Source organism: Acinetobacter sp. CAU_H_60, assembly GCF_058599385.1.
This window is the reverse complement of sequence record NZ_CM178653.1, coordinates 1,393,538-1,417,059: the sequence shown is the minus strand read 5'-3', so window position 1 is coordinate 1,417,059 and position 23,522 is coordinate 1,393,538. Positions and strand designations below refer to the sequence as shown.

Genomic DNA, 23,522 nt, shown 5'->3' with positions numbered 1-23,522 from the left:
TTTTTTAAATAAAAAGTTAAATTATGTATATCTGTATAGATTAAATAAAATTTTAATCCTTTCATAATATTAAATTTACTTAAAATATTATTGAGTTAAATATTTTTAGGCTCTAAATATATACTTATAAAATAAAAAATCCTGCTTGCTGATTAAAATCCAACTTACGATATTCAAATTGTTTTGCACTTATCTCTCTTATATTTTAATTCTCATGATAGATCATAATGAGAGCGTTCGCCCATGTGTTCAAACTATGAATTTCCCTCAAAAAGCCGTCTCTCTTTATTAGATATTCATGAAGAACAGCTCGAACTGGATATGAAAACACATGTATATCCTTTGGCTACCGCTCCCATCATTATGCGTGGTGCTGACGAGTTTGAACTGGATATTGCACGGTTTGGGCTTATTCCTTCCTGGGCCAAAGAATTAAAGTTTGGCCGGCATACTTATAATGCCCGGACTGAAACAGTCGCCTCAAAAGCAAGTTTTCGGCATGCCTGGAAAAACAATCAGTTTGCTTTGGTACCTGTAGATACGTTCTATGAACCCAAATATATTGATGGCAAATCTCATTGGTATGCTATTTCTCGTGAAGACGACGATCCTTTTACTGTTGCAGCCATTTATGATGATGCAATTATTGATGGTGAAAAAGTTCGGTCTTTTTCAATGCTTACGATTAATGCAAATCAGCATCCCTTTATGAAACAGTTCCATAATCCGAATGATGAAAAACGCTCGATTATTGTGATACCTGAAGAGTCAAGACAGGACTGGCTGCACTGCGATCATGAGGAAGCAAGTGAGTTTTTCTTCGAAATGCGGGATGAATTTATTGCAAAGCCAAGAGATCCCCGTTTGTCGGAAAACTGAAATATAAAAGCAGTTTAATTATTAATATCTGATTTTAAATCATTTATTTTATTTGTATAAAAATAAAGCAATCATTACAATCTTGATTAATGTAACAACAATCAAGAAGTAGCAGATTTATGACAAATTCGCATGGGGGCTTTAGAATTGGTGCAGGCAGAAAAAAGGCCGAAGAAACTAAAGTAATTCGTGTACCTGAATCTAAAGTCCTGGATATCAAAGCATACTTAAAATCACTTAAAAAAGAAAGTGAAATCAGTGATATTCGCCAGTTTGATCCCGTTACTCAAATGGAAATTCCTTTGGTCACTGAACGCGTTCAGGCTGGTTTTCCCTCACCCGCACAAGACTATATTGATAAAAAACTCGACCTGAATGAATTCCTGATCAATAACGCTAATGCTACTTTTATCGTTCGTGCCAATTCGCTGTCGATGCTGAATGCAGGCATTGATATCAATGACGCATTGATTGTAGATCGTAGTATTGAAGCGCAACATCGAGATATTGTGATTGCCTGTGTAGATAACGAATTTACGGTCAAACGGCTGATTGTCGATGTAAAGGGTTGCTGGCTAAAAGCTGAGAATGACGATTATCCCGATATTCATCCTGTAGAAGGTCAGCAATTTGAAATCTGGGGTGTGGTCACCAACGTCATTAAAAAATTCAGATGAAATATCAGCAGGAAATCTATGCGCTGATTGACGTCAATAACTGCTATGTCAGTTGTGAGCGCATATTCAATCCGAAACTAAATCATGTACCTGTGATCGTGCTATCAAATAACGATGGCTGTGTAGTCTCACGTTCGCAGGAAGCAAAAGATCTCGGCATTAAAATGGCTGTTCCACTCTTCCAGATTCGCGATATCGTCGAACAGCATCAAGTTCAGGTGCTATCCAGCAACTATGCCCTATATGCAGAAATGTCCAAACGCTTTCATTCCATTCTGTCTGAATATGTAGCACCTGATGAACAGGAGGTTTACTCCATAGATGAATGCTTTCTGAAAATTACAGCTTATGCAAAAAATCATGATTTAACAGAATATGGTCAGGATATGCGACAGCGTATTTTGCAATGGATTGGCTTACCCGTTTGTGTCGGCATTGGCCATTCCAAAACCGAAGCTAAATTAGCTAACCATATGGCCAAGAAAGCCAAACGCTTCAATGGGGTTTGCGACCTTTCTTCAATGCATCCACAACATAGAGATTACTTCTGGAGCTTGATTGATGTTGCTGAAGTCTGGGGGGTTGGGCGCCAGCAGAGTAAAAAGTTAAAGAACTTAGGCATACATACCGTTCTTGATTTAGCTCAGGCCGATTGTCATCGAATCGGAAAATTATTTTCAGTTGTTATGCAAAGAACTGTGATGGAATTACAGGGAATTTCCTGTATTGAACTGGAACAGGCGTGCCAGCCTAAGAAGCAGATTATTTCTTCACGCTCATCTGGTTCTCGAGTGACGGATCTTGAAGCTTTAACGGAGGCTATGAGTGATTACCTGCAAAATGCCGTCAAACGCTTGAGAGAGGATCAATCCTTATGTGGTTGCATCATTGCTTTCGCTCAATCCAATCCTTTTGACAAGAACAGACCCTTTTATCATAAATCTATCAATATCGCCTTTCCTGAACCCACTGATTCCGCTGTTGTAATGAACCGGGCATTGATGCAACAGGTGCATGAGCTATTTTCAGAAGGTGTAGAGTTTAAAAAATGCGGGGTTATTTTGACGGCGCTTGAACCTAAATCGGCCTATGTCTATGACTTGCTCTCGGACCATGCTCAGATCGAGAAAAATGAGAAGCTTCAACAAGCGCTAGAGAAAGTAAAAGAAAGATTTGGCGATCAAAAGCTGGCGATTGGAGCAGCTAAAATTCCTAACCGGACTTGGACCATGTCTCAACAGCACCTAAGTCAGAATTATTTTAGTTGGGATGGACTGTTAAAGATTGATCGTTAATTTCATCTTCCCAGTAAGGTAAAGCAGAAATTTTCCGAAACTTAAATCAAAATCTAAAAAGCCCTAAATTTAATTAGGGCTTTCTGATATTAATATCTTACTTTTGCTCCCTCAGTGGATGCTCTGGCTCGGCATTAGGCTTTTTCTCAGGTTTTACACCCTTATAGGTTGCTTGATTGCCTTTATCATCATTAGATTCTTTTTGCGGATTATCTTCTTGCTCTGTTTGGTGGTCTGCATGAGTTGTCATATATATTCCCTTTCCTCTAGATGCTTAGAAAATTATTAGGACATATAAGGTTAAACATCAATAATATTTATGTTTTCCATACATTTTAATAAACATATATTCTTCTAATCAGAGCTTATATAGACTTCTTGTTCTAATCAAAATCTGTCTGGCTGTGCAACCTGCTTCCAGAAAGCACAGCTCATAGATCAATTTAAAATTTGGTTTCTTATTACTTAAAAGAAAGTATCTGCAGAAACGTTAAAACGTTCAGACAAAGCTTTAATATGGCGGATATTGAGCTGACGTTTACCATTCAGGATTTCAGAAATGATCGACTGGGTAGCTATATCAGATAGGTCTGATTGGCTGAGGCCATGCTGTTCCATCAGGAAAGCGAGTGCAGTACGACCATCGCCTTCTGGCATTGGCAAATGCTCATGTTCATAAGCTGAGACTAAATCACCCAGTTGAAGAATCAGTCCCATTAAGGGATGCGACTCATCATCACCTACAATATCCAGAAGTTCATCTAAAGCTTCAGTAAGGGTATTAAAGTCTTCTTCAGTTTCTGGCTTGCTGAGCAATGGTGCAACATAACGCCAGTGATCAACGGCCTGTTTAATCATTGCATTCATATTAAGCCTCCTTCCAATGACCTTTATCGTATTCCTGATGGGATAAGACATGGCGAATATAGACACGTTTTGCTTGATACATCACAACTGCGATCAACCTGATCTTGTTGCCACCAATATCAAAGACATGAAATTTCCCGACTTTATCGACTGCGGGAAATAATCGCTTCATGTCGGCAAAATCCTTAGGATCATTGGCCTTGATAATTCGATACCAACCATCCAATGCAGTTTCAGCGTGTGGCCACTTTTGCATTGCTTCCAGAATCCGAGCGTGAGTGATCACATGCATAATAATTTATCGCATTTTGCTATATTGAAAGTATAACCTAAATATCGCATATTGCAATAACACTTAAAGCATGAATTTAGTTGAGATGGATATTAGTAGGATCAAATAATAAGCTAAAAATAAGTAAATTCTTATTTTTAATAATCTTTATTAATTAACTGTCAATAATTTATAAAAATATAGCGCTGATATGTTGGTTCTATGTTCAAATAGCAATGATAAAAAAATGAAAACCCCGTCGATCTATATCAAACGGGGGTTCAACATCCATCTACACCACGAAGGCCTAGAGAGTTAATTTAAATCTTTCAAGCAATCACGACACTTTTTGACTTCGAAATCATCGACTGTGTAATCAATTTCAGTCGCACCATGAAGACCAAATAAACAACATATAAATTGGAACATGTATTTCTCCTGACTGTGAACAGCTCGATCATAGATCGAGCTTTGTTGCTTTAAAGATAATGGCTTACAGCTCCACGATTTATTTACCTTGAAACGATTGAATCACTTACCTGTACTGCGATTGCACAGGCAAGCTATAGCCTCTAAATTTGTACACTCTCTTCATGTTTTGGCGCTTGGTCTTTGGTACCGTGATCCTTGCTCATCATCCGGCACATTTTTTCTTTGCAAGATTTAAAGCAACATCCCACCATGACACCCATACCAAATGCACAGATAAATCTCATCATAGCTCTACCCTGTCTTTTCATGAAAAGAGATATATAAATAACATCTATTCATGTTTCACACTTGAACGTATTTTCAGGTTTTATGTTGTATATGAAAACTTATGTGAAGGATAAATGTCGAAGAATCATTAGTTTTTGGCATATTTATGATCTAAAAAATGAGCCCTGCTTAACTATCTGGATTAAGCAGGGCTTTTTAACTTGCTGATTTTAAATTATTTTATCTGCTTTGTTGTAGTGGTGATAAAGTACCACTTGTCATGCATCTAATATGTATATGAAATATAGAGGCTTTTTTACCAAATGTTGAATATAGGTTATGTTTTATATTTTATTGACTATTTTTCATCAACTTAGATGCAATTAAATACAAAAAACTTTGGTTCATGTGATTTTCATTCAATCAAGTGAGTCATAAAAGCAGAGATGCAACTTATACATATTGGTAGATATTTTATTTATTTTATCAAAGTCCTTTTCATTTTTTATTTTCTCAGCTGTCAATGAGTTTAAAGGTAGGTGCTCTTTCACTCATTTCTCTTTATAATTTTTCCAACGACTGATAACAATATATTGTTGCCATGAAAATATCATTATTCATAATTGCCCTATTGGCATTGGCCATCACAGGCTGCCAAAAACAACAGGCAGATGTATCAGCTGAACCTGATCCGGCAGTGAAAGCTCAGTTTGAACAATCCGATGCCCGATTGAGTGCTTATTTAGATAAATTAGATTCTTCTACTATTAGCCTTGAGGAAAGAACACATATTTTATGTGAGGATTATCCTAAAGAATATAAAACTTATTATATGCCGACCCTAATAAAACTGATGCCACAAGAATATGATGAGCAGGAACTACTGAAAGATCTGAAAAATGCGCTCGATTTTTATAAAGTAAAAGCCAATATTCAATGCTGATTTATTCTGAACAAGAAAAAACCGCCTTAAAGAAGGCGGTTTTTTGTAGAGATTACACAGCTTAGATATAAACGCTGTAGCTTTAACTAATCTTATTGATTACGCAAATTTTGCTGCTGGTTATCTTGTTGTGGCTGTTGCTGTTGTTGCTGATTGCGTTGCTGGTCCTGTTGGCCCTGCTGACGCTGTTGGTTTTGCTGTCCCTGCGGCTGTTGTTGCTGCTGGTTCGGCTGTTGCTGATTTTGATTCTGGTTTTGCTGACGTTGTTGGTCTTGCTGTTGCTGTTGTTGTTGATTCTGTTGGTCTTGCTGATTATGCTGTTGATTATTAGGCATGGTGTAACTCCTTACTATTTGCTTTAAATCGCCGATGATTAGGTTTCGACTTAATATTTACTCTACCTATTTTTAAAAATTCGCCAAGTTATTACCTGTTACATATTAATTCAATGTAAAAAAAGGTAGGTTAAGTAATTGAAGTCTGGATTTATAAGAAACATAAATTACTTTTAATAATAGAATGAACACATATTGAAAGCCTTCTGTCTTTAATAAATTTTATTTTTCAATTAAAGTCATAACTTAATCAAAAAATTGTATATAAACTTAAATTTAAAATAAAATTTAGAAATACATTTTGCTACTTATATAAAATATGATTATATTTATAAGATATTGAATTTTATTAATTATTTAAAATTATAATTTCTTATACATGTTTAATCTAATTTTCTAAAAATTAGATCATTAAATATAAAAACGAAAAAACCATTTTTAAATAGCAGAATATATTACATAGAATCACAAATAAGGCCTTTTCAGTTGCCAATTTACCTTGACTTTATACTTTTAAAATTATTATTAGATTTTTTTTATTAAATCTAATCAAATTTTATTTTAACGACCTTTATCCAATAAATAAGCCTCTTATTTTAAGAGGCTTATTTTTAATAAGTTATTTTTAGATTGCGACCACTTTTACAATAATGGTTTGGCTTTCTTCTTGCTCTTCGGCTAGATATAAACGCTTTAATTCTTTGCTTTTGACTTTAAACTTTAAGTTCTGGTAATGAATGATGCTTGGGATCTGATCAAAATATTGACCATCTGCCTCAATTTCTTCCTGAAATAAAGGAGTACCCAGTTGATAATCTAGACTTTTTAATACGGAATACTTTACTGTGGTTTTCATTCTTACAACCTACTTTCCTTACGCACTTTATTTTTATTTTTACCACTGATTAGAGCAAGTTAAAACCATTAATTTCAAATATTGTCCAAGCATTAAGCAATCAGTTCAATAACTGCCAAACTTACGTTTGGAATACTAAAATTACAAAAATATTTTACCTTTCATCATAATAAAGAAATAATCTCACAGTTGATACAAAAGCAAAATGGGACTACATTTGAATAAAGATTACCTTCTAAGACATAATAGACATTATGATTAAAACATGTTGTGGCCTGCTGGAACAAAGAAACATCAAGATTGCTTTTATCGAAAGTGCCAGTTCTGGCTATTTAACCAGTCAGTTTTCAATTTGCAAAAATGAAGGTGCTGAAATCTTGCTGGGTGGTCTAGTGTGCTACGATCCGTCCGTGAAGATTAATGTTTTGGGAATTTCTCCGAATCTGATTAGTACCCATTCAGCTGAATCCATGCCTGTAACGGTTGCTCTGGCTGAGGCAGGCAAAAAAATGTTTCAGGAAGCTGACTGGATTATTGCTTGTACAGGCTTGCTTAAACCAGGCGGTAGCGCGACCCCAGATAAGCCGGAAGGTACTTTCTTTGCCGCTGTTTATGATGGTCTTCAAACTCACCAGTTCCAGTATTATATTAAAGGCACACCACAGGAACGTCTCAATAAACTGGCAGCCGTCATCGCACATGACATGATTAATCTACTCAACACCTAAAGCCAAAACTGTTTATATTGAGTGCTGATCAAACTTCATTATTTCTACTGTATTTATAGTTAAATTACTTCCATAAAAGCACGTTTTTAATGAGGCCTGATCAGTGATGAAAATAAGAATTGCGGCTCTTTTGCTCGCCCTTGGTATTCCTGTATCCGCTTTCGCCACTGTTGGTGGCCCACAGAATATTGAAGTTTTGGGTTATGAAGTCAAAGACCAGAAACTTTATCTGTTGCGCCATTATCTCGATGGTCGCGGACGCCTACCTCAACTGTATTATTATAATTTTAAATCCAAAACTCCGAATCAGTTAATTCAGGTGAACTCCCTGTATATCAATCCAAAAACCAAGCAGATTGACTACGATCAGGACAGCCATAAGTTTGATCAGGAAATTGCCAAAATTAAAAAGCGTCTGATTCCATTAGTACCTCTGCAAAAGCAAAACATTCAGCTCAAGCTATTAAAGACCAGCAAAGGTACTGCCCCTGCATGGCATGACCCTAAACAGAAAGTTCCGAAATGGACTTATCAATATCAGGTGCAATCTGGCCAGTATAAAAGTCCTGTTCAACAAGCAGTCAGCTATAAAGCAGATTTAAGATTAAGCCAGACTTATCAAGTTCCGAAACAGAATAAAATACTGGTGACGGTAAAATACTTAGGCATCCCATTTGAAACCGGTTATCACATTGAAGATCCGGCATTATTAAGTCGTTAAACTAACGTCAATAAAGAGTCAGCAAAAAAAATAAGGCCTCATAGAGACCTTATTTTTTATGTTTAGAATATTTCTGGCTTATGCAGCAGAAGTACGCTCAGCAATTGGAACCACTTTACGCAATTCTGGACCGGTATAATCCGCGCTCGGACGGATAATCCGGTTATCTGCACGTTGTTCCATCACGTGCGCTGCCCAACCTGTGACGCGTGACATCACGAAGATTGGCGTAAACAGTTTGGTTGGAATACCCATAAAGTGATAAGCAGAAGCATGGAAAAAGTCTGCATTACAGAACAGTTTTTTCTCGCGCCACATCACTTCTTCACAACGTACTGATACTGGGTAGAGCACAGTATCGCCCACATCTTTTGCCAGTTTCTCTGACCACTGCTTGATAATGCCATTACGCGGATCATTGTCCTTATAGATCGCATGACCAAAGCCCATGATCTTTTCTTTACGCTCCAGCATGCCCAGCATTTCGCGCTCTGCTTCTTCTGGAGATTTCCAGTTTTCAATCATGTCCATTGCCGCTTCGTTGGCACCGCCGTGTAATGGACCCCGTAGTGAACCAATTGCGCCGGTAATACATGAATGCAGGTCAGACAAAGTTGATGCACAAACACGCGCTGTGAAGGTTGAAGCATTAAATTCATGCTCTGCATACAGAATCAGGGATACATTCATCACCTGTTCATGCAGCTGATTTGGCTTCTTGCCATGTAGCAAATGAAGGAACTGAGCACCGATTGAATCATCATCGGTATTTTCATCAATGCGTACGCCGTCATGGCTATAGCGATACCAATAGCAGATAATTGCTGGTAGCGTCGCCAGAATACGGTCTGCAACATCCTGTTGCTGATCAAAAGACTGTTCAGTTTCAAGGTTGCCCAGCATCGATACGCCAGTGCGCATCACATCCATTGGATGTGAGTCCGCTGGAATGCGCTCAAGTACTTCTTTTAATGCTTGTGGCAGTACACGCAAAGATTTCAGTTTTGCTTTATAGGCTGCCAACTGTTCTGAAGTTGGTAATTCACCAAAGAAAATCAGGTAAGCGACTTCTTCAAACTGACAGTTTTCTGCCAGATCCTGTACGTCATAGCCGCGATAGGTCAGGCCTGCACCACTTTTGCCTACTGTTGAAAGTGCAGTTTTGCCTGCGACTTGTCCGCGCAATCCTGCGCCAGTGAGTACTTTTCCTTCAGCCATTGTTTTAATTCTCCTGCTTGAACAGTTTATCTAATGTGTTTTCGAAGCTGTGATAATCTAAAAATTCGTATAATTCTTTACGCGGTTGCATTTTATCCAGAACATGCACCTGTGTACCATTTTCACGCACTGAGCGCATCACTTCCAGTGCCGCTTTTTGCATCGCACGGGTGGCTGATAGCGGGTAAAGTACCATGCGAATACCCTGCTCAGCCAGTTCTTCAGTGGTGTAATATGGGGTATCACCAAATTCGGTAATATTGGCCAATACTGGGACACCAACTGCATCACATACGGTGCGATACATCGTAATATCCGTCATTGCCTCAGCAAAAATGGCATCTGCACCTGCTTCGACACAGGCACAAGCACGGTCAATCACTGCCTGCAGACCTTCTTTCTGTAATGCATCGGTACGTGCCATCACCACAAAGTTTGAATCGGTTTTAGCATCGACTGCCGCCTTGATCCGGTCAACCATTTCCTGTTGGGTCACAATTTCCTTATTCGGACGATGACCACAACGCTTTTGCGCAACCTGGTCTTCGATATGCACAGCTGCAGCGCCAGCAGCAATCATCTGCTTGATGCTACGTGCGATGTTAAATGCACCGCCCCAGCCTGTATCGATATCGACCAGTAAGGGTGTATCTACACGTTCAGTAATGCGACGCACATCTTCCAGAACATTATCCAGACTGGTCATGCCTAGATCAGGTAGACCGTAAGAATAGTTGGCAACACCGGCACCAGAGAGATAAATGGCTTTATAACCGACCTGTTTGGCCATCATGGCAGCATAGGCATTCACTGTGCCCATAATTTGTAATGGTTTTTCGACTTCAAGCGCTTGTCTAAACTTTAAACCTGCAGACATTTGTTCTGTCATCTTCCCTTCCACAGTCTTGGCTATAATTATTGAGATTTGAGTATACCGATTTGAAACCATGATGCTATAAGCCAATAGAATAAAAACTCTAAAACTTTAGTCAAACTTTTAAGTTTTACTTGATTCATTGAATAAATTCCGCCTTCATCCGGTCCGATTGTGAAATCTGCGGATATATTTGTTATGATGAACTACCAAGTTTATATAACCTGTTGATATACCATCCTCTATGCAAAACCTTGTTCATCTGGAACCACTCGCCAAAGATCTGCCACAAACCAAACGTGGTCATGAGCGCTGCGTTGCGCTGCTGGTCTCTGCGACCGAACTGTTTCTGGAACATGGTTATGATGCAGTTTCTCTTGATGATATTGTCCAGCATGCAGGCGGTTCCAAGGCTTCTATTTACAAGTACTTTGGCAACAAAGAAGGCTTGTTTAAGGCCATTTGCGATTATCGTCGTATCAAGTTTTTTGAAGATATCAGTATTCCGATCGAGCTGATGGCGCTGGATTTTCGTAGTTATCTGGTACATACGCTGCTTAATTTTTATCATCAGATCATGCAGCCGGAAAATGCAGCCTTTATGCGTCTGGTGCTGGAACAGAGTCAGCGTAATCCGGAACTCGCGCAGCATATTCATGAACGAGGCCCAGTACATGTACAAAGTGCGATTGCCACGGCTTTAGAACAAGCAGATGCGCAAGGTTTATTGCATTGCGAGAATCCGCAATATTCGGCGCAGCTATATTTTGGCATCTTGCGTAATCTGGAATGGCGGATTCTGATGGGAATTCCGGTACAGGAAGATGATCAGGAAATCGACAAATACATCAGTTATTGTGTGGATCGATTTTTAGACGGTCATCAAAAAGTCTAGTTTTTTTGCATTTTTCATTGCTTATAGTATATTAGCCGATTCCGTATTTTTTCTTAAACTAACCAACAACTGATTGTTGATCGAGTTTTTCGGCAATTATTGTGGAGTAACGAATGGCTCTCCGTCACTTTCTCACCTTACGCGATTTATCAACTTTAGAACTTAACCAGATTTTGCAACGCGCAATTGAGCTTAAGCGCAAACAGCATAACAATGAAGTGTTCCAACCATTTGTTGGTAAAGTCATGGGCATGATTTTCGAAAAATCGAGTACCCGTACGCGTGTTTCGTTTGAAGCAGGCATGAGCCAATTCGGTGGTAGCGCCATCTTCCTGTCTTCACGTGATACCCAGCTGGGTCGCGGTGAGCCAATTGAAGATTCTGCACGTGTGATTTCCAGCATGCTGGATATTGTGATGATCCGTACTTTCGGTCACGATATCGTAGAACGTTTTGCTTCTTATTCAAAAGTTCCAGTGATCAATGCTTTGACTGATGATCATCACCCTTGCCAGTTACTTGCTGACATGCAGACATATCTGGAACATCGTGGTTCAATCGAAGGTAAAACCGTTGCCTGGATCGGCGATGGTAATAATATGTGTAACTCTTATATCGAAGCAGCGCACATGTGGGGCTTCAAGTTAAAAGTTGCAGCACCAAAAGGCTATGAGCCTCAAGAACAGTTCCTGTCTGAATTCGCACACTGTGTAGAACTGGTGGATACTGCTGAAGATGCAGCAGTCAATGCCGATCTGATCGTCACTGACGTTTGGGCAAGTATGGGCCAGGAAGAAGAACAGAAAATCCGTGAAAAAGCTTTTGCAGATTATCAGGTGAATGAACGCCTAATGGATCTTGCACACCCAGACTGCCTGTTCATGCATTGCTTACCTGCGCATCGTGGTGAAGAAATTTCTGAAAATATGCTAGATCACAAAAATGCTGTGGTTTGGGATGAAGCAGAAAACCGCCTTCATGCACAAAAAGCACTGGTTGAATTCCTGTTGAATGAAAACCTGAAAAAAGACTGATTCCTTCAAAAAATCTTCACAAATTAAGCACCAATCTCTGGTGCTTTTTTTGTTTCAGCTCTTATAATCAGAATTGAAACGACATAAAAAGTGATGCGATACAATGCAAAAAAAATATTGGACTTTGGCACTCCTGGCAGGTTTTAGTAGTGCTGCTTTACCGGTGTATGCTTCTGAATTCGACCAGTATCTCCAAGGAAAAGGCATTCTAGACAGCAAGTTTAAAATTGAGAAAAAAGCAGAACTGAATGAACTGCTTACCGTGCTAAGTGCGGAAGATTCCAAGACTTTACCGCTACAGATCGATCAGAATACAATCATAGAGCAGTTACAACTTACTGCCAATAAAACCACACTTAAAGGCATGATCACTACACCCGACTTTAGCCAGTTTGAGAAGGATCTAGGCCGTAAAGAAGTTCTTAAAGTAATTCGTAATAATCTTCTAAATAACTGTCAGATCTTTTTTGAACATCGTTATCAAATCGTCAACCCCTATAAAATTGAACTTAGCCTCAGCTCCCAAACACACACTTATAATGTAGACATCTCCCAGAAAGACTGTAATGTAAAATAATCTTGTCTAGACTCAATAAAGGCAGCTTTAGCTGCCTTTATTTTTAAATAAATTCTAATTGGGAAACATAACCAGATGATCAACGAATCAAACCTTGCGGCTGTAAAATAATAATTAATGCACCTAGAATGACCACCATTCCACCCAGCAAATCCCAACGTGAAAGGCTGACCTGATCAACAAACCTCAGCCACATCAGCGCTGAAAAAATATAAATTCCTCCATAGGCGGCATAAATACGCCCAGAAGCGGCTGGATGCAAAGTCAAAAGCCAGACGAATGCAGCTAAGGCTAATGCCGTCGGAACCCATAACCACTGGCTCTTCGCCTGATTTAAAATCAGGTAGGGAAAATAACAGCCTAAAATTTCCATCAATGCCGTCAATAAAAACAGAAAAAACGTGGTTAAAAGCTTGCTAATCTGGATATCCATATATTTCGCTAAATCAGAAACTCTTTAAACCAAGAGCACATAAATTAAGGGTAAATAAAACAACAAAACCCGTGCGAACACGGGTCTGATGATGATCTATTCAATGATTAAGCTGGTTCAGCAGTCTGGTCTTCGAAGACTTCAAGTTTCAGACCGACAGACTTACCATTTTCTTTCTTCACAGAAACTGAAACGTTACCACCATTTTCGGCCAGTTCACCAAACAGAATCATTTCAGCCAGTGGTTTTTTCAGATGTTCCTGAATCAGACGTTGCATTGGTCGAGCACCCATCAAGCGATCATAGCCATTTTCAGCCATCCACTCACGTGCGCTTTGATCCACCTCCAGCACTACTTTCTTCTCATCCAGTTGTGCCTGAAGTTCAGTCAGGAATTTATCCACGACATTTTCAATAATGGTATTTGGTAACGCCTTAAACTGAATCACGCCGTCCAGACGATTACGGAATTCTGGCGAGAACGCTTTCTTCATCGCTTCCTGATTGTCATTACTATTGTCCTGCTCCATGAAACCAATACTGACACGGGAAATACTTTCCGCACCAATATTAGTCGTTAGAACCAGTACCACATTACGGAAATCGGACTTACGACCATTATTATCCGTTAAGGAACCATGATCCATGATTTGTAATAACAGGTTGAATACATCTGGATGCGCTTTTTCAATCTCATCTAGAAGTAATACACAATGCGGATTTTTGTGAATCGCATCGGTCAGTAAACCACCTTGATCAAAACCAACATAACCTGGAGGCGCACCGATCAGACGAGAGACTGCGTGACGTTCCATGTATTCGGACATGTCAAAACGTACTAACTCTACACCCAGAATTTTCGCCAATTGCTTGGTGACTTCAGTTTTACCTACACCTGTTGGACCGGCAAAGACAAAACTACCCACTGGCTTATCAGGCGATTTCAAACCTGCACGAGACAGTTTGATCGCAGAAGCTAAAGCTTCAATTGCTTCATCTTGGCCGAAGACCACACGTTTCAGATCACGCTCAAGGTTTTCTAGCACAGACTTGTCATCTTTAGAGACGGTTTTCGGTGGAATACGGGCAATCTTGGACACAATGTCTTCGATGTTTTCAACCGTAATTAAGCTGTCATCTTGCTCAGCTTTCAGACGACGTTGTGCACCGGCTTCATCAATCACATCAATCGCTTTATCTGGCAAGAAACGGTCATTAATAAATTTCGCTGACAGCTCAACCGCAGAAACCAGGGCCTGATCGTCATACTGTACATGGTGGAAATCTTCAAATTTAGATTTCAGGCCACGCAAGATATCAATTGTTTCTGTAATCGAAGGCTCATTCACATCTATTTTTTGGAACCGACGTGACAAGGCATGATCTTTTTCAAAGACCTGACGGTATTCCTGGAACGTGGTTGAACCGATGCAACGTAAAGATCCGTTCGCCAATGCTGGTTTGATCAGGTTCGATGCATCCATGGTGCTGCCCATACTTGAACCTGCACCGATGATCATATGAATTTCATCAATAAACAGCACGGCATCTGGTTTTTTCTTCAAGGCATTTAATAGTTGTTTTAAACGCTTTTCGAAATCACCACGGTATTTAGTTCCCGCCACCAGTGCACCGATGTCTAGGCTATAAATTTCAGCATTTTCCAGTGGCTTAGGTGCCTTGCCATTCACAATTAACCAAGCCAGACCTTCAGCAATCGACGTTTTACCTACACCTGGATCACCGACAAGTAAGGGATTATTTTTACGACGGCGGCATAAAATTTGCGCTGCCCGCTCAATTTCTTTCTCACGACCAATCAATGGATCTGTCTTGCCGCGTTGAGCTTCCTGATTCAGGTTTGTCGTATATAACTCTAGCGGACCAGAATTATTGGAAGAAGCCGATTCACCGTCCAGTTCTTCAATTTCTTCTTCAGACTGTACTTCGTCTTTACGTGTACCATGAGAAAGGTACTGAGTTAAAGTCAGACGGTTAATCTGATGACGTTTAAGCAGATAAACCGCAAAAGAATCACGCTCAGAATACATCGCAACCAGAATATCGGCACCTTCTACAGTACGATCACCGCCACTGGATTGAACATGGAAAATTGCACGTTGCAAAATCCGGTCAAAACTTTCTGTAGGATGAGGTGCCTGATCACTATTTTCACCGAGTTTAGGGGTATGTTGTTCTACGTACTCTTCTAATTCTTTACGCAAAACGATAATATCTGCGCCACATGCTTTTAAGGCATTCACGGCAGAATCATTGTCGAGTAAAGCTAATAATAAATGTTCTACGGTCAGGAACTCATGTCTCTTTTGACGAGCCATGCTGACAGCCAAACGTAGTGATACTTCTAATTGACGACTGAGCATGCAACCCCCTTAATCTTTCGGCTCAATCTGGCAAAGTAAAGGATGACCTTGAGATCGAGCGTAATTATTGACTTGGTTCGCTTTGGTTTCCGCAATGTCTCGAGGATAGACCCCAGCTACACCTTTTCCTTCATAATGTACAGTTAGCATTACTTGTGTAGCTTGGTCAAGATTCATTGCAAAGTATTGTTGTAAAATTTCAATTACAAACTCCATGGGAGTGTAGTCGTCATTCAATAATACCACTGCATACATCGGTGGACGCTTCAGTTCAGGAGGTGCAGTCTGAACTGCAAGATCAGCGTCATCATCGTGAAAAGGCTCGTCTGTTAAACGCGGGCTAATATGCCAATCAACCATGCCGGACTCGTAAAAAGAATTTTTGATCTCACTTAAACATTTTGGACGTTTATTGCTTGGCATACGATTTCTATTTCACACTTAATTTGCATTTGCTTCAGTTTTTGGAATCTCTGACAGGACTGTTGACTGGCTTTCAACAGCTTTCCCCTGATCCCAGCTAAAACGGCGAATCACAGGCTTAGCCCCTGAGAGGCGCACTTCAATAAATTCTGGTTTAAAGCCTTTAGGCATGGTCCAGCGACCAGTTAAACGTTCGTAATTGTCGAAATTAAAGTTTTTATCTTCAAGCGGCACAACCAGGATTTCAGTGCCCTTAATCAAACGTAACTCTACTGTACCAGAAGCGCGATTTTTGCCTGGACTAACTTGAACCAGATCAATCTGGTATTCGAAGGCATTATCAGGTAAGGCTTTAATCCCCAGATGTTGAACTGTCAGCGCTAGACCACCGCGTTGACGCAAAATCTCACGATAGATCGTACCAACGCTTTCAGCCTGCTCCTGGGCATCACGTGCCTTATTCGCAGCCAGATAGAGATCATTGGCATTGCTAACGGCCAGATCACGTTCCTGTACCGCTGTATTCAGAGATTTATTCAGTGTTTCCAGACTGGTTTTCTGTTTTTGTACCACTTCAACCAGCTGCTCTGCATCCGCTTCAAAACCTACCGCAGTCAAACCTTGCCGATGCCCGACCGTATAGCCCAGCAAGCCACTACCCAGGATCAACACAGCAGCACCGATTACTAAAGGTGTATTGCCTTTCATCAATGGTTTCTTTGTAGAGGGTTCCTGGATCGTCATGTTTGACTCATTATTCGGCATTTTGATCTCTGTATACTTTGTTCAAGACACACATTTAAATCCAAATCTAAATGTGTGTGAAGTTCTAATACGTTTTTTATGGTAATAAACCAATATTATTCAAGCCTGCATTTTCTGCAAAGCCAAACATCAGGTTCATGTTCTGTACTGCCTGACCAGCTGCACCTTTGACCAGATTATCCTGAGCCACCAGAATCACCAGCTTGGCTGGTTGTGGCTTATACAGTGCGATACGCAACTGGTTGGCACCGCGTACCGAACGGGTTTCTGGCGAACTGCCTGCTGGCATCACATCAACAAACTGTTCATTGGCATAGAACTGCTCGTACAGTGACTGCAAGTCGGCTGCCTGACCTGCTTCAGTTAAATCGATATAAATCGTTGATAACATCCCACGAATCATCGGCACTAGATGCGGCACAAACAGGATATGGTCAAACACGCCTTTTTGACCTGAAATGTTTTCCAGTGCTTCTACGATTTCAGGATGGTGACGATGGCCTGCAACGCCATAAGCCTTAAAGTTATCAGCATTTTCAGAATAGATCATGCCCAGGCTTGCTTTACGACCTGCACCTGATACACCTGATTTCGCATCAATGATAATGCTTTCTGGTTTTACCAGAGCTTCTGCCGCTTTTAAAACTGGTGCCAAACCTAGCTGAACCGTCGTTGGATAACAGCCCGGATTACCAATCACACTCGCCTGTTTGATCTGTTCACGATTAAGTTCAGACAAACCATAAACAGAATCTTTTAATACTTCTGGGCAAGCATGTTCCATGCCATACCATTTTTCGAACTGTGCCAGATTTTGCAAACGGAAATCCGCTGCAAGGTCAATTACCTTGGTATTGGCTGCGACAAGTTCTTCAGCATGTTTCATGGCAACCCCATGTGGTGTCGCGAAAAATACCACATCACATGATTTTAAAAGATCAAGGCTGAGGTCAGAAAACTGAAGATCCGTATGTCCACGCAGACTCGGGAACATATCGTCAACGCGACGGCCTGCTTCAGTACGTGATGTCAGTGCTTTAACTTCTACATTCGGATGTCGCAGTAATAGACGTAAAAGTTCAACGCCTGTATAACCTGTACCACCCACAATACCCACTGAAATCACGATGATTACCTCAAACTAGATGTTTCCTTTATGGACTGTAGTATGACAGGAACTTGAGGTTTTCTAAACTGTTTCACTAGGGATTGATGGTTTTTTATTTACCCTTTTATTTTGAGTGTTTTTAAAAACTTTAAGAGAATTATGTCTATTGCTTAGGCTATTTGGAAGTGAATAAATACTATCCGAGTTCCTCTAAAGATATTCTTAAGCTGTCCACCAATATGGCATGACAGTATTTTTCAGAATTTTGCGGTGAGTTAAATAGTTTGGATCATGCTTTGCCACTTCCGCCCAGAAACGAGGACTATGGTCAAAATGCCGGGTATGGGCCAATTCATGCACACATAAATAGCGCACGATATTTTCAGGAAACAGAATGATGCCACTATTTAGCATGATGTCATGTTTGGCAGAACAACTGCCCCATCGTGTTTTCGGTTGGCGAACATTACAAATGTTAAATGATAATCCTGTTTCTTGGCTTACTTTATCCAGATAAACAGGCAACTGTTCTTTAGCATAAGAAATGGCAAAGGCTTTTAAATAGGTTTCAGGATGACGGTCACTGATCGATAGCTGTAATAATTTAGCATCAAAAACAAAGTTCTGCTTTTGACTTTGATACATGATCTGGATTGACTGAGCCTGATTGAAAAGCTGCAATTCTGCTGGTAAAGATCTATCAATACTTTGATTTTTTTCCTGCTGCAATTTCCATGTTTTCAGTAGCCAGCTTTCAGCTTGATCAATAAAATTCTGAATCTGTTTTTTAGTACAAAATACTGGTGCAGTTAGACGAATTTGATCACCCTCTACACGCAGTTTGAGACGCGTTGAGCGAACATTTCGGGTGATTTGAATTTCAGGTAGGTCGTTTAGGGTCATTTTTATATTTAATCATTATTTTAATCCCCCTCGATCCCCCTTTAATAAAGGGGGAAGTTCAAACTTATAGAAGTTTCGAGGTGCTTTATCAAATTAAAGACTTTTCCCTCCTTTGAAAAAGGAGGGTCAGGGAGGATTTCTTAAATCGCTGTACGCTCTTCAATACCATTATTAGTCGCAACAATTGCGATATCTGCTTTGTTGATCGCGAAAATACCGTTACATACGACGCCTGGGATGTCGTTAATGGTTTTTTCTAGCTCAAGCGCACTCAGAATGTTCAGGTTATGAACGTCTAAAATCACATTGCCATTATCTGTTATTACACCTTCACGGTAAGCAGGATCACCACCCAGCGCCACCAGCTTACGTGCAACTGCTGAACGTGCCATTGGAATCACTTCAACTGGAAGCGGGAAATCACGACCCAACTGCTCTACCCATTTCGAATCATCGACGATACACACGAATTTTTTCGCGATAGAAGCCACGATTTTTTCACGTGTCAGCGCAGCACCACCGCCTTTGATCATGTGCATATGACGGTCGATTTCGTCTGCGCCATCTACATAAGCATCCAGTCCACCGACGCTATTCATATCAACCACTTCAATGCCTAATTTCTTTAGACGCTGTGCAGTCGCTTCAGAACTTGCAACAGCAGCTTCTAACTGAAGTTCAGGTAAAAGGTCAATGAGAAAGTTAACGGTACTGCCTGTACCTACGCCTAAAATGCCACCTTTCGGTAAGTGCTTTAAAGCAGCTTTGGCTGCTGCTTGTTTTTTCTCATCTTGGGTTGCATATAGACTCATGACATCACTCAACTAATTTGGACTTTTGCAGTAATTTTAAACCGCAAAGCCGTGTGGTTTGTTACAATAGATTCTTATTTTAAACTGTTAGATGGAAAATTAACATGCTGTCTCGTTTGGTTCGACAAATTTTACAAGCAACGGTCTACGATGTTGCAATCGAAACCCCACTCGAAGCAGCGCCACGAATTAGCGAACGCTTAAATAATAACATTCGCTTTAAACGTGAAGATTTACAACCGGTCTTTTCATTTAAGCTACGCGGTGCCTATAACCGTATTAGTCAATTACCGAAATCACAACTCGAACGTGGCGTTATCACAGCTTCAGCAGGCAACCATGCACAAGGCGTGGCACTGTCAGGGAAAAAGCTGGGTATTCGCGCGATTATTGTGATGCCAAAGACCACACCCGACATTAAAGTCCAAGCGGTAAAACGTTTAGGTGGTGAAGTGGTTTTACATGGCGATTCATTTGACGTTGCCAATAAATATGCCATTCAGCGTGCTCAAGAAGATGGCATGACTTTCATTCCGCCTTATGACGACGAACTGGTGATGGCAGGTCAAGGTACGATTGCCAATGAAATCCTGCGCCAATGGCGTGATGTAGAATATGTTTTTGTTGCAGTTGGCGGTGGCGGCCTGATTGCAGGTGTTGCAGCTTACTTAGGTGATGTTGCACCACATGTCAAAGTGATTCCGGTGGAATACGAAGAATCTGCATGTTTAAAAGCAGCTTTTGATGCAAATGACCGCGTGATTCTGCCATCAGTCGGTTTATTTGCCGATGGTACTGCTGTGGCACAAATCGGTGAAAAGCCATTTGACGTGATCCGTCTACAAAAATCAGACAACTCCGGCCCGATCGTAGAACCAGAAGTCGTACTGGTCAATACTGATGAAGTCTGTGCAGCAATTAAAGATACTTATGATGAATGCCGTAGTATCGTAGAACCGTCAGGTGCAATGGCATTAGCGGGTATCAAAAAATATGTAGCAAAACACGGCATTGAAGGCAAAAACATCGTATCGATTGTTTGCGGTGCGAACATGAACTTCGACCGTCTACGTTACATTGCTGAACGCACCGAGCTGGGCGAACGCAAAGAAGCCATCTTTGCCGTAACTATTCCAGAAGAAAAAGGCTCATTCCTGAAATTCTGTCGTGCACTACAAGGCCGTAATATCACAGAGTTTAATTACCGCTCAAGTGATGCTTCTGCAGCTCAGGTCTTTGTCGGCATCAGTCTGAAAAATGGCGAGAAAGAACGTCAGGAAATCTATGAAAACCTGAAATTTGACTACGACGTTGATGATCTGTCTGATGACGAAGTTGCAAAACTGCATATCCGTTATCTGATTGGCGGTCATGCCGATATTGAAAATGAGCGTCTGTTCCGCGTGGAATTCCCGGAACGTCCAGGTGCCCTGCTAATGTTCCTGGAACGTCTTGGCCCAACGCATAACATCACCCTGTTCCATTACCGTAACCACGGCGCTGCAGAAGGTCGCGTACTGGTCGGTCTGGAGGCAGAAGATGCCCAGCAGAATCCAGATGGTTTGATTGAGACATTGGAAAGCATTACTTATCCATATGAAGAAATTACCAATAATCTGGGTTATCAGCGTTTCTTGAAATAATCAGTTTGATGCAAACCGCCTTTCGAGGCGGTTTTTTTATGTCCGGCTAAAAAAATGTATGAAGTATTTATGTAAGGCCAGATAGCTGAAAACTATAAAAATCTTTAAGATACGTACTTAGACATGAACTGATTTGAAATAAAAAGATTTAGGGAAATATGCATGGCATTATTTGCAGTCATTGGGCTGGGCAGCTTCGGTGCAACAGTGGCGACTCAACTGATCAGCCTGAAACATGATGTGATTGGAATCGATCTCGATAAAAAATATGTGGAAAATATTTCCGATCAGCTTACCCATGCGGTCATTGCCGATGCAACCGATGAGCATGTCCTGGATGAACTGGATATCCAGCGCTGTGAAGCAGTCGTGGTCGCGATTGGTGAAGATATTGAAGCCAGCATTCTATGTGTACTACATCTAAAAAATATGGGCGTAAAGAAAATCTGGGCCAAAGCCAAATCCAAAGCCCACCATATGATTTTGACTCATCTGAATGTCGAAAAAATTATTCATCCAGAAGAAGATATGGGCGTTCGTGTGGCACAATCACTCAGCTACCCCATGGTTAGCCGTTATATGTCACTTGAAGATGATCATTATATTGTCAAGATCGAGATTCATGCCGATCATCATGACACTCCCTTACACCAGTTAATGAGTCAGGTTCCCGAAATTAAAGTTCTTTTGCATAAACGTGGCACTGAAATACAGCATATCGTAGATCTTGAACTATTACTTAAGGAAGGTGATATTTTGGTGGTCGAAGGATTACTGGACCCTCTACGCCGTTTGTCAAAGCATTTTAAGGCCATATGAAAAGCTCAAATTTAAACCAGAACAGGATTATCAATCTCAGTCCACCGAGTCTGCTGGCCTTAGGTTTTCTCGGGCTGATTTTTATTGGTTCTTTATTACTGATGCTGCCCTTTGCGCATCAAACTGAAATCAGCTGGTTAGAAGCGATTTTTACAGCAACTTCTGCAGTGACAATTACCGGGCTATCTGTGGTCAATGTTGGTGAAGCTTATACACCCTTTGGGCAGGTCGTGATTATGTTCCTGCTGCAATGTGGTGGCCTCGGTTTTATGACCTTTGCCATACTCGCTTTTATGAGCCTGTCACCTAAACTTGGTTTAAGACAGCAAGTGATGGCACAGGAATCTATTGGCCAGACCAGTTTGAAGAAAGTCAGTTTTACCATTAAAGCGGTATTCCTATACTCCCTGTTTTTCGAAGCGATTGGCACCCTGATTTTAACCTTGGCTTGGCTGGAAGATTATCCTTTTGGTGAAGCGCTGTTTTATGCAGCTTTCTATAGTGTTTCTGCGTTTAATAATGGCGGGTTTTCTCTTTTCCCCAATAGCTTGATGAGCTTTTCCGGCCAGTATTTCGTGACCTTCACGATCAGCATGCTATATATCATTGGCGGGATCGGTTTTCTGGTTCTGATGGATGTAAAACAGAATAAAAGCTGGCGCAAACTCAGTCCGAATAGCAAGCTGATTCTGACTACGATTATGGGTCTTAACCTGAGTGCTTTTATTGTACTCTGGCTATTAGAAGCCTCTAATCCACAAACATTAGCGCTGATGAGCGTAGGTGATCAGGCACTCAACGCCTGGTTCCATGCCACTGTTCCCCGCTCTTCAGGTTTTTATAGTCTGCCTATGGACCAGATGAGCGATGCCTCAAGTCTAGTCACCATTTTTTTAATGTTTATTGGTGGCGGTTCCTTAAGTACGGCGGGTGGAATTAAAGTTGGCACGTTTATTATTGTGGTCATCAGCGTAATCAGTTTTTTACGCCGTGAAGATGAAATCCGCTTGTTCAATCATTCTATTTCTGAAAAAACCACTTTTAAGGCTTTAGCGGTTGTGTGTATTACCGCAGGTCTGGTCATGACCGGTTTTATGAGTTTACTCATTCTAGAACCCGATCATGATTTTTTAGATTTGCTGTTTGAGGCGGTTTCTGCCGCCTGTACAGTTGGATTAACACGTGGTGTCACTGGAGAATTGCAACCAGCGAGTTTAATCATTCTGATGCTAATGATGTATGCGGGTCGTCTAGGACCTTTAACTCTTGCTTATTTAATTGCAACACCGAAAAAGAGCCGTCTTAAACATCCGCCTTCAGAAATTCAGATTGGTTAAGATTTAAATGAATACCCATAAGCAAA

The 23,522-nt window shown here is 40.6% G+C and carries 27 protein-coding genes; 12 read left to right on the top strand and 15 right to left on the bottom strand.

What is annotated here, in order from left to right; translation table 11 throughout:
* Positions 1-243: 243 nt before the first annotated feature.
* The 3 genes from AC4MBN_RS06550 (at position 244) to AC4MBN_RS06540 (ending at position 2,851) form a co-directional block, all read left to right on the top strand.
* On the top strand, positions 244-879 hold the full coding sequence (locus tag AC4MBN_RS06550) for an SOS response-associated peptidase (protein ID WP_491880879.1): 636 nt from the start codon (positions 244-246) through the stop codon (positions 877-879).
* A gap of 119 nt (positions 880-998) precedes the next feature.
* Entirely contained in the window at positions 999-1,556 is a 558-nt protein-coding gene (locus AC4MBN_RS06545; protein WP_180179319.1) for a LexA family protein, read from the top strand.
* Positions 1,553-2,851: a Y-family DNA polymerase gene (locus AC4MBN_RS06540; protein WP_491880878.1), complete on the top strand. Its 1,299-nt coding sequence runs from the start codon at positions 1,553-1,555 to the stop codon at positions 2,849-2,851. Before AC4MBN_RS06545 ends, AC4MBN_RS06540 begins: the two co-directional genes overlap by 4 nt.
* 97 nt (positions 2,852-2,948) lie before the next feature.
* Here the strand turns inward: AC4MBN_RS06540 and AC4MBN_RS06535 are convergent, their stop codons facing one another.
* The 4 genes from AC4MBN_RS06535 to AC4MBN_RS06520 all read right to left on the bottom strand — a co-directional run bounded on the left by AC4MBN_RS06535 (position 2,949) and on the right by AC4MBN_RS06520 (position 4,708).
* Entirely contained in the window at positions 2,949-3,101 is a 153-nt protein-coding gene (locus AC4MBN_RS06535) for a hypothetical protein (RefSeq protein WP_004785976.1), read from the bottom strand.
* Between the two features lie 215 nt (positions 3,102-3,316).
* Positions 3,317-3,718 carry a helix-turn-helix domain-containing protein gene (locus tag AC4MBN_RS06530; RefSeq protein ID WP_419365257.1) on the bottom strand — a complete coding sequence of 134 codons (402 nt, stop codon included), beginning with the start codon at positions 3,716-3,718 and terminating at the stop codon, positions 3,317-3,319.
* Between the two features lies 1 nt (position 3,719).
* Positions 3,720-4,010 (bottom strand): type II toxin-antitoxin system HigB family toxin, encoded by a 291-nt coding sequence (locus AC4MBN_RS06525; RefSeq protein WP_034706646.1) that lies wholly within the window; start codon positions 4,008-4,010, stop codon positions 3,720-3,722.
* 551 nt (positions 4,011-4,561) lie between these two features.
* The gene (locus tag AC4MBN_RS06520) at positions 4,562-4,708 is read right to left on the bottom strand and encodes a hypothetical protein (protein WP_491875860.1); all 147 of its coding nucleotides are present in this window, start codon (positions 4,706-4,708) and stop codon (positions 4,562-4,564) included.
* Between the two features lie 581 nt (positions 4,709-5,289).
* Between AC4MBN_RS06520 and AC4MBN_RS06515 the strand changes: the two genes are divergently transcribed.
* Positions 5,290-5,631, top strand: a complete 342-nt coding sequence (locus tag AC4MBN_RS06515) for a hypothetical protein (RefSeq protein ID WP_491880877.1) — start codon at positions 5,290-5,292, stop codon at positions 5,629-5,631.
* Positions 5,632-5,723: 92 nt separating this feature from the next.
* Here AC4MBN_RS06515 and AC4MBN_RS06510 read toward each other — a convergent pair whose 3' ends face one another.
* Together AC4MBN_RS06510 and AC4MBN_RS06505 are read right to left on the bottom strand one after the other, a co-directional pair.
* Positions 5,724-5,966, bottom strand: coding sequence for a hypothetical protein (locus AC4MBN_RS06510; RefSeq protein ID WP_491880876.1), 243 nt, complete (start codon positions 5,964-5,966; stop codon positions 5,724-5,726).
* A gap of 625 nt (positions 5,967-6,591) precedes the next feature.
* A complete protein-coding gene (locus AC4MBN_RS06505; protein ID WP_034702487.1) occupies positions 6,592-6,822 on the bottom strand; it encodes a hypothetical protein in 231 nt (76 codons plus the stop codon).
* A 254-nt stretch (positions 6,823-7,076) separates the two neighbouring features.
* Between AC4MBN_RS06505 and AC4MBN_RS06500 the strand changes: the two genes are divergently transcribed.
* A complete protein-coding gene (locus AC4MBN_RS06500) occupies positions 7,077-7,550 on the top strand; it encodes a CinA family protein (protein WP_034702490.1) in 474 nt (157 codons plus the stop codon).
* Positions 7,551-7,656: 106 nt separating this feature from the next.
* Positions 7,657-8,271, top strand: coding sequence for an aminotransferase (locus AC4MBN_RS06495; RefSeq protein WP_419365325.1), 615 nt, complete (start codon positions 7,657-7,659; stop codon positions 8,269-8,271).
* 78 nt (positions 8,272-8,349) lie between these two features.
* On the opposite strand, the gene prpC is transcribed toward AC4MBN_RS06495, so the two are convergent.
* A complete protein-coding gene (gene prpC / locus AC4MBN_RS06490; protein ID WP_005235399.1) occupies positions 8,350-9,489 on the bottom strand; it encodes a bifunctional 2-methylcitrate synthase/citrate synthase in 1,140 nt (379 codons plus the stop codon).
* A 4-nt stretch (positions 9,490-9,493) separates the two neighbouring features.
* On the bottom strand, positions 9,494-10,378 hold the full coding sequence (gene prpB, locus AC4MBN_RS06485) for a methylisocitrate lyase (RefSeq protein WP_004785998.1): 885 nt from the start codon (positions 10,376-10,378) through the stop codon (positions 9,494-9,496).
* Positions 10,379-10,607: 229 nt separating this feature from the next.
* Here prpB and AC4MBN_RS06480 point away from each other — a divergent pair, with 229 nt between their 5' ends.
* The 3 genes from AC4MBN_RS06480 (at position 10,608) to AC4MBN_RS06470 (ending at position 12,869) form a co-directional block, all read left to right on the top strand.
* On the top strand, positions 10,608-11,258 hold the full coding sequence (locus AC4MBN_RS06480) for a TetR/AcrR family transcriptional regulator (RefSeq protein WP_419365265.1): 651 nt from the start codon (positions 10,608-10,610) through the stop codon (positions 11,256-11,258).
* 113 nt (positions 11,259-11,371) lie between these two features.
* A complete protein-coding gene (gene argF / locus AC4MBN_RS06475) occupies positions 11,372-12,292 on the top strand; it encodes an ornithine carbamoyltransferase (RefSeq protein ID WP_004786004.1) in 921 nt (306 codons plus the stop codon).
* Between the two features lie 103 nt (positions 12,293-12,395).
* Entirely contained in the window at positions 12,396-12,869 is a 474-nt protein-coding gene (locus AC4MBN_RS06470) for a hypothetical protein (protein WP_491880875.1), read from the top strand.
* Between the two features lie 79 nt (positions 12,870-12,948).
* Here the strand turns inward: AC4MBN_RS06470 and AC4MBN_RS06465 are convergent, their stop codons facing one another.
* The 7 genes from AC4MBN_RS06465 to rpiA all read right to left on the bottom strand — a co-directional run bounded on the left by AC4MBN_RS06465 (position 12,949) and on the right by rpiA (position 19,697).
* Positions 12,949-13,302, bottom strand: coding sequence for a YnfA family protein (locus AC4MBN_RS06465; protein WP_491880874.1), 354 nt, complete (start codon positions 13,300-13,302; stop codon positions 12,949-12,951).
* Positions 13,303-13,409: 107 nt separating this feature from the next.
* Positions 13,410-15,686: an ATP-dependent Clp protease ATP-binding subunit ClpA gene (gene clpA, locus AC4MBN_RS06460; protein WP_034702512.1), complete on the bottom strand. Its 2,277-nt coding sequence runs from the start codon at positions 15,684-15,686 to the stop codon at positions 13,410-13,412.
* A 9-nt stretch (positions 15,687-15,695) separates the two neighbouring features.
* Positions 15,696-16,109 (bottom strand): ATP-dependent Clp protease adapter ClpS, encoded by a 414-nt coding sequence (gene clpS / locus AC4MBN_RS06455; protein ID WP_034170359.1) that lies wholly within the window; start codon positions 16,107-16,109, stop codon positions 15,696-15,698.
* Between the two features lie 18 nt (positions 16,110-16,127).
* A complete protein-coding gene (locus tag AC4MBN_RS06450) occupies positions 16,128-16,874 on the bottom strand; it encodes a DUF6776 family protein (RefSeq protein ID WP_004786014.1) in 747 nt (248 codons plus the stop codon).
* A 76-nt stretch (positions 16,875-16,950) separates the two neighbouring features.
* A complete protein-coding gene (gene argC, locus AC4MBN_RS06445; RefSeq protein WP_419365327.1) occupies positions 16,951-18,006 on the bottom strand; it encodes an N-acetyl-gamma-glutamyl-phosphate reductase in 1,056 nt (351 codons plus the stop codon).
* Positions 18,007-18,204: 198 nt separating this feature from the next.
* Positions 18,205-18,885, bottom strand: a complete 681-nt coding sequence (locus tag AC4MBN_RS06440; RefSeq protein WP_491880873.1) for a M48 family metallopeptidase — start codon at positions 18,883-18,885, stop codon at positions 18,205-18,207.
* A gap of 140 nt (positions 18,886-19,025) precedes the next feature.
* On the bottom strand, positions 19,026-19,697 hold the full coding sequence (rpiA, locus tag AC4MBN_RS06435; protein WP_491880872.1) for a ribose-5-phosphate isomerase RpiA: 672 nt from the start codon (positions 19,695-19,697) through the stop codon (positions 19,026-19,028).
* 104 nt (positions 19,698-19,801) lie between these two features.
* Here rpiA and ilvA point away from each other — a divergent pair, with 104 nt between their 5' ends.
* From ilvA to AC4MBN_RS06420, 3 genes are all read left to right on the top strand, one after another.
* Positions 19,802-21,340: a threonine ammonia-lyase, biosynthetic gene (ilvA, locus tag AC4MBN_RS06430; protein ID WP_491880871.1), complete on the top strand. Its 1,539-nt coding sequence runs from the start codon at positions 19,802-19,804 to the stop codon at positions 21,338-21,340.
* A 162-nt stretch (positions 21,341-21,502) separates the two neighbouring features.
* Complete coding sequence (locus AC4MBN_RS06425; protein ID WP_180017729.1) at positions 21,503-22,159, top strand: potassium channel family protein; 657 nt, start codon at positions 21,503-21,505, stop codon at positions 22,157-22,159.
* Positions 22,156-23,496, top strand: coding sequence for a TrkH family potassium uptake protein (locus AC4MBN_RS06420; RefSeq protein ID WP_491875867.1), 1,341 nt, complete (start codon positions 22,156-22,158; stop codon positions 23,494-23,496). The genes AC4MBN_RS06425 and AC4MBN_RS06420 overlap by 4 nt, the downstream gene beginning before the upstream one ends.
* Positions 23,497-23,522: the final 26 nt, after the last annotated feature.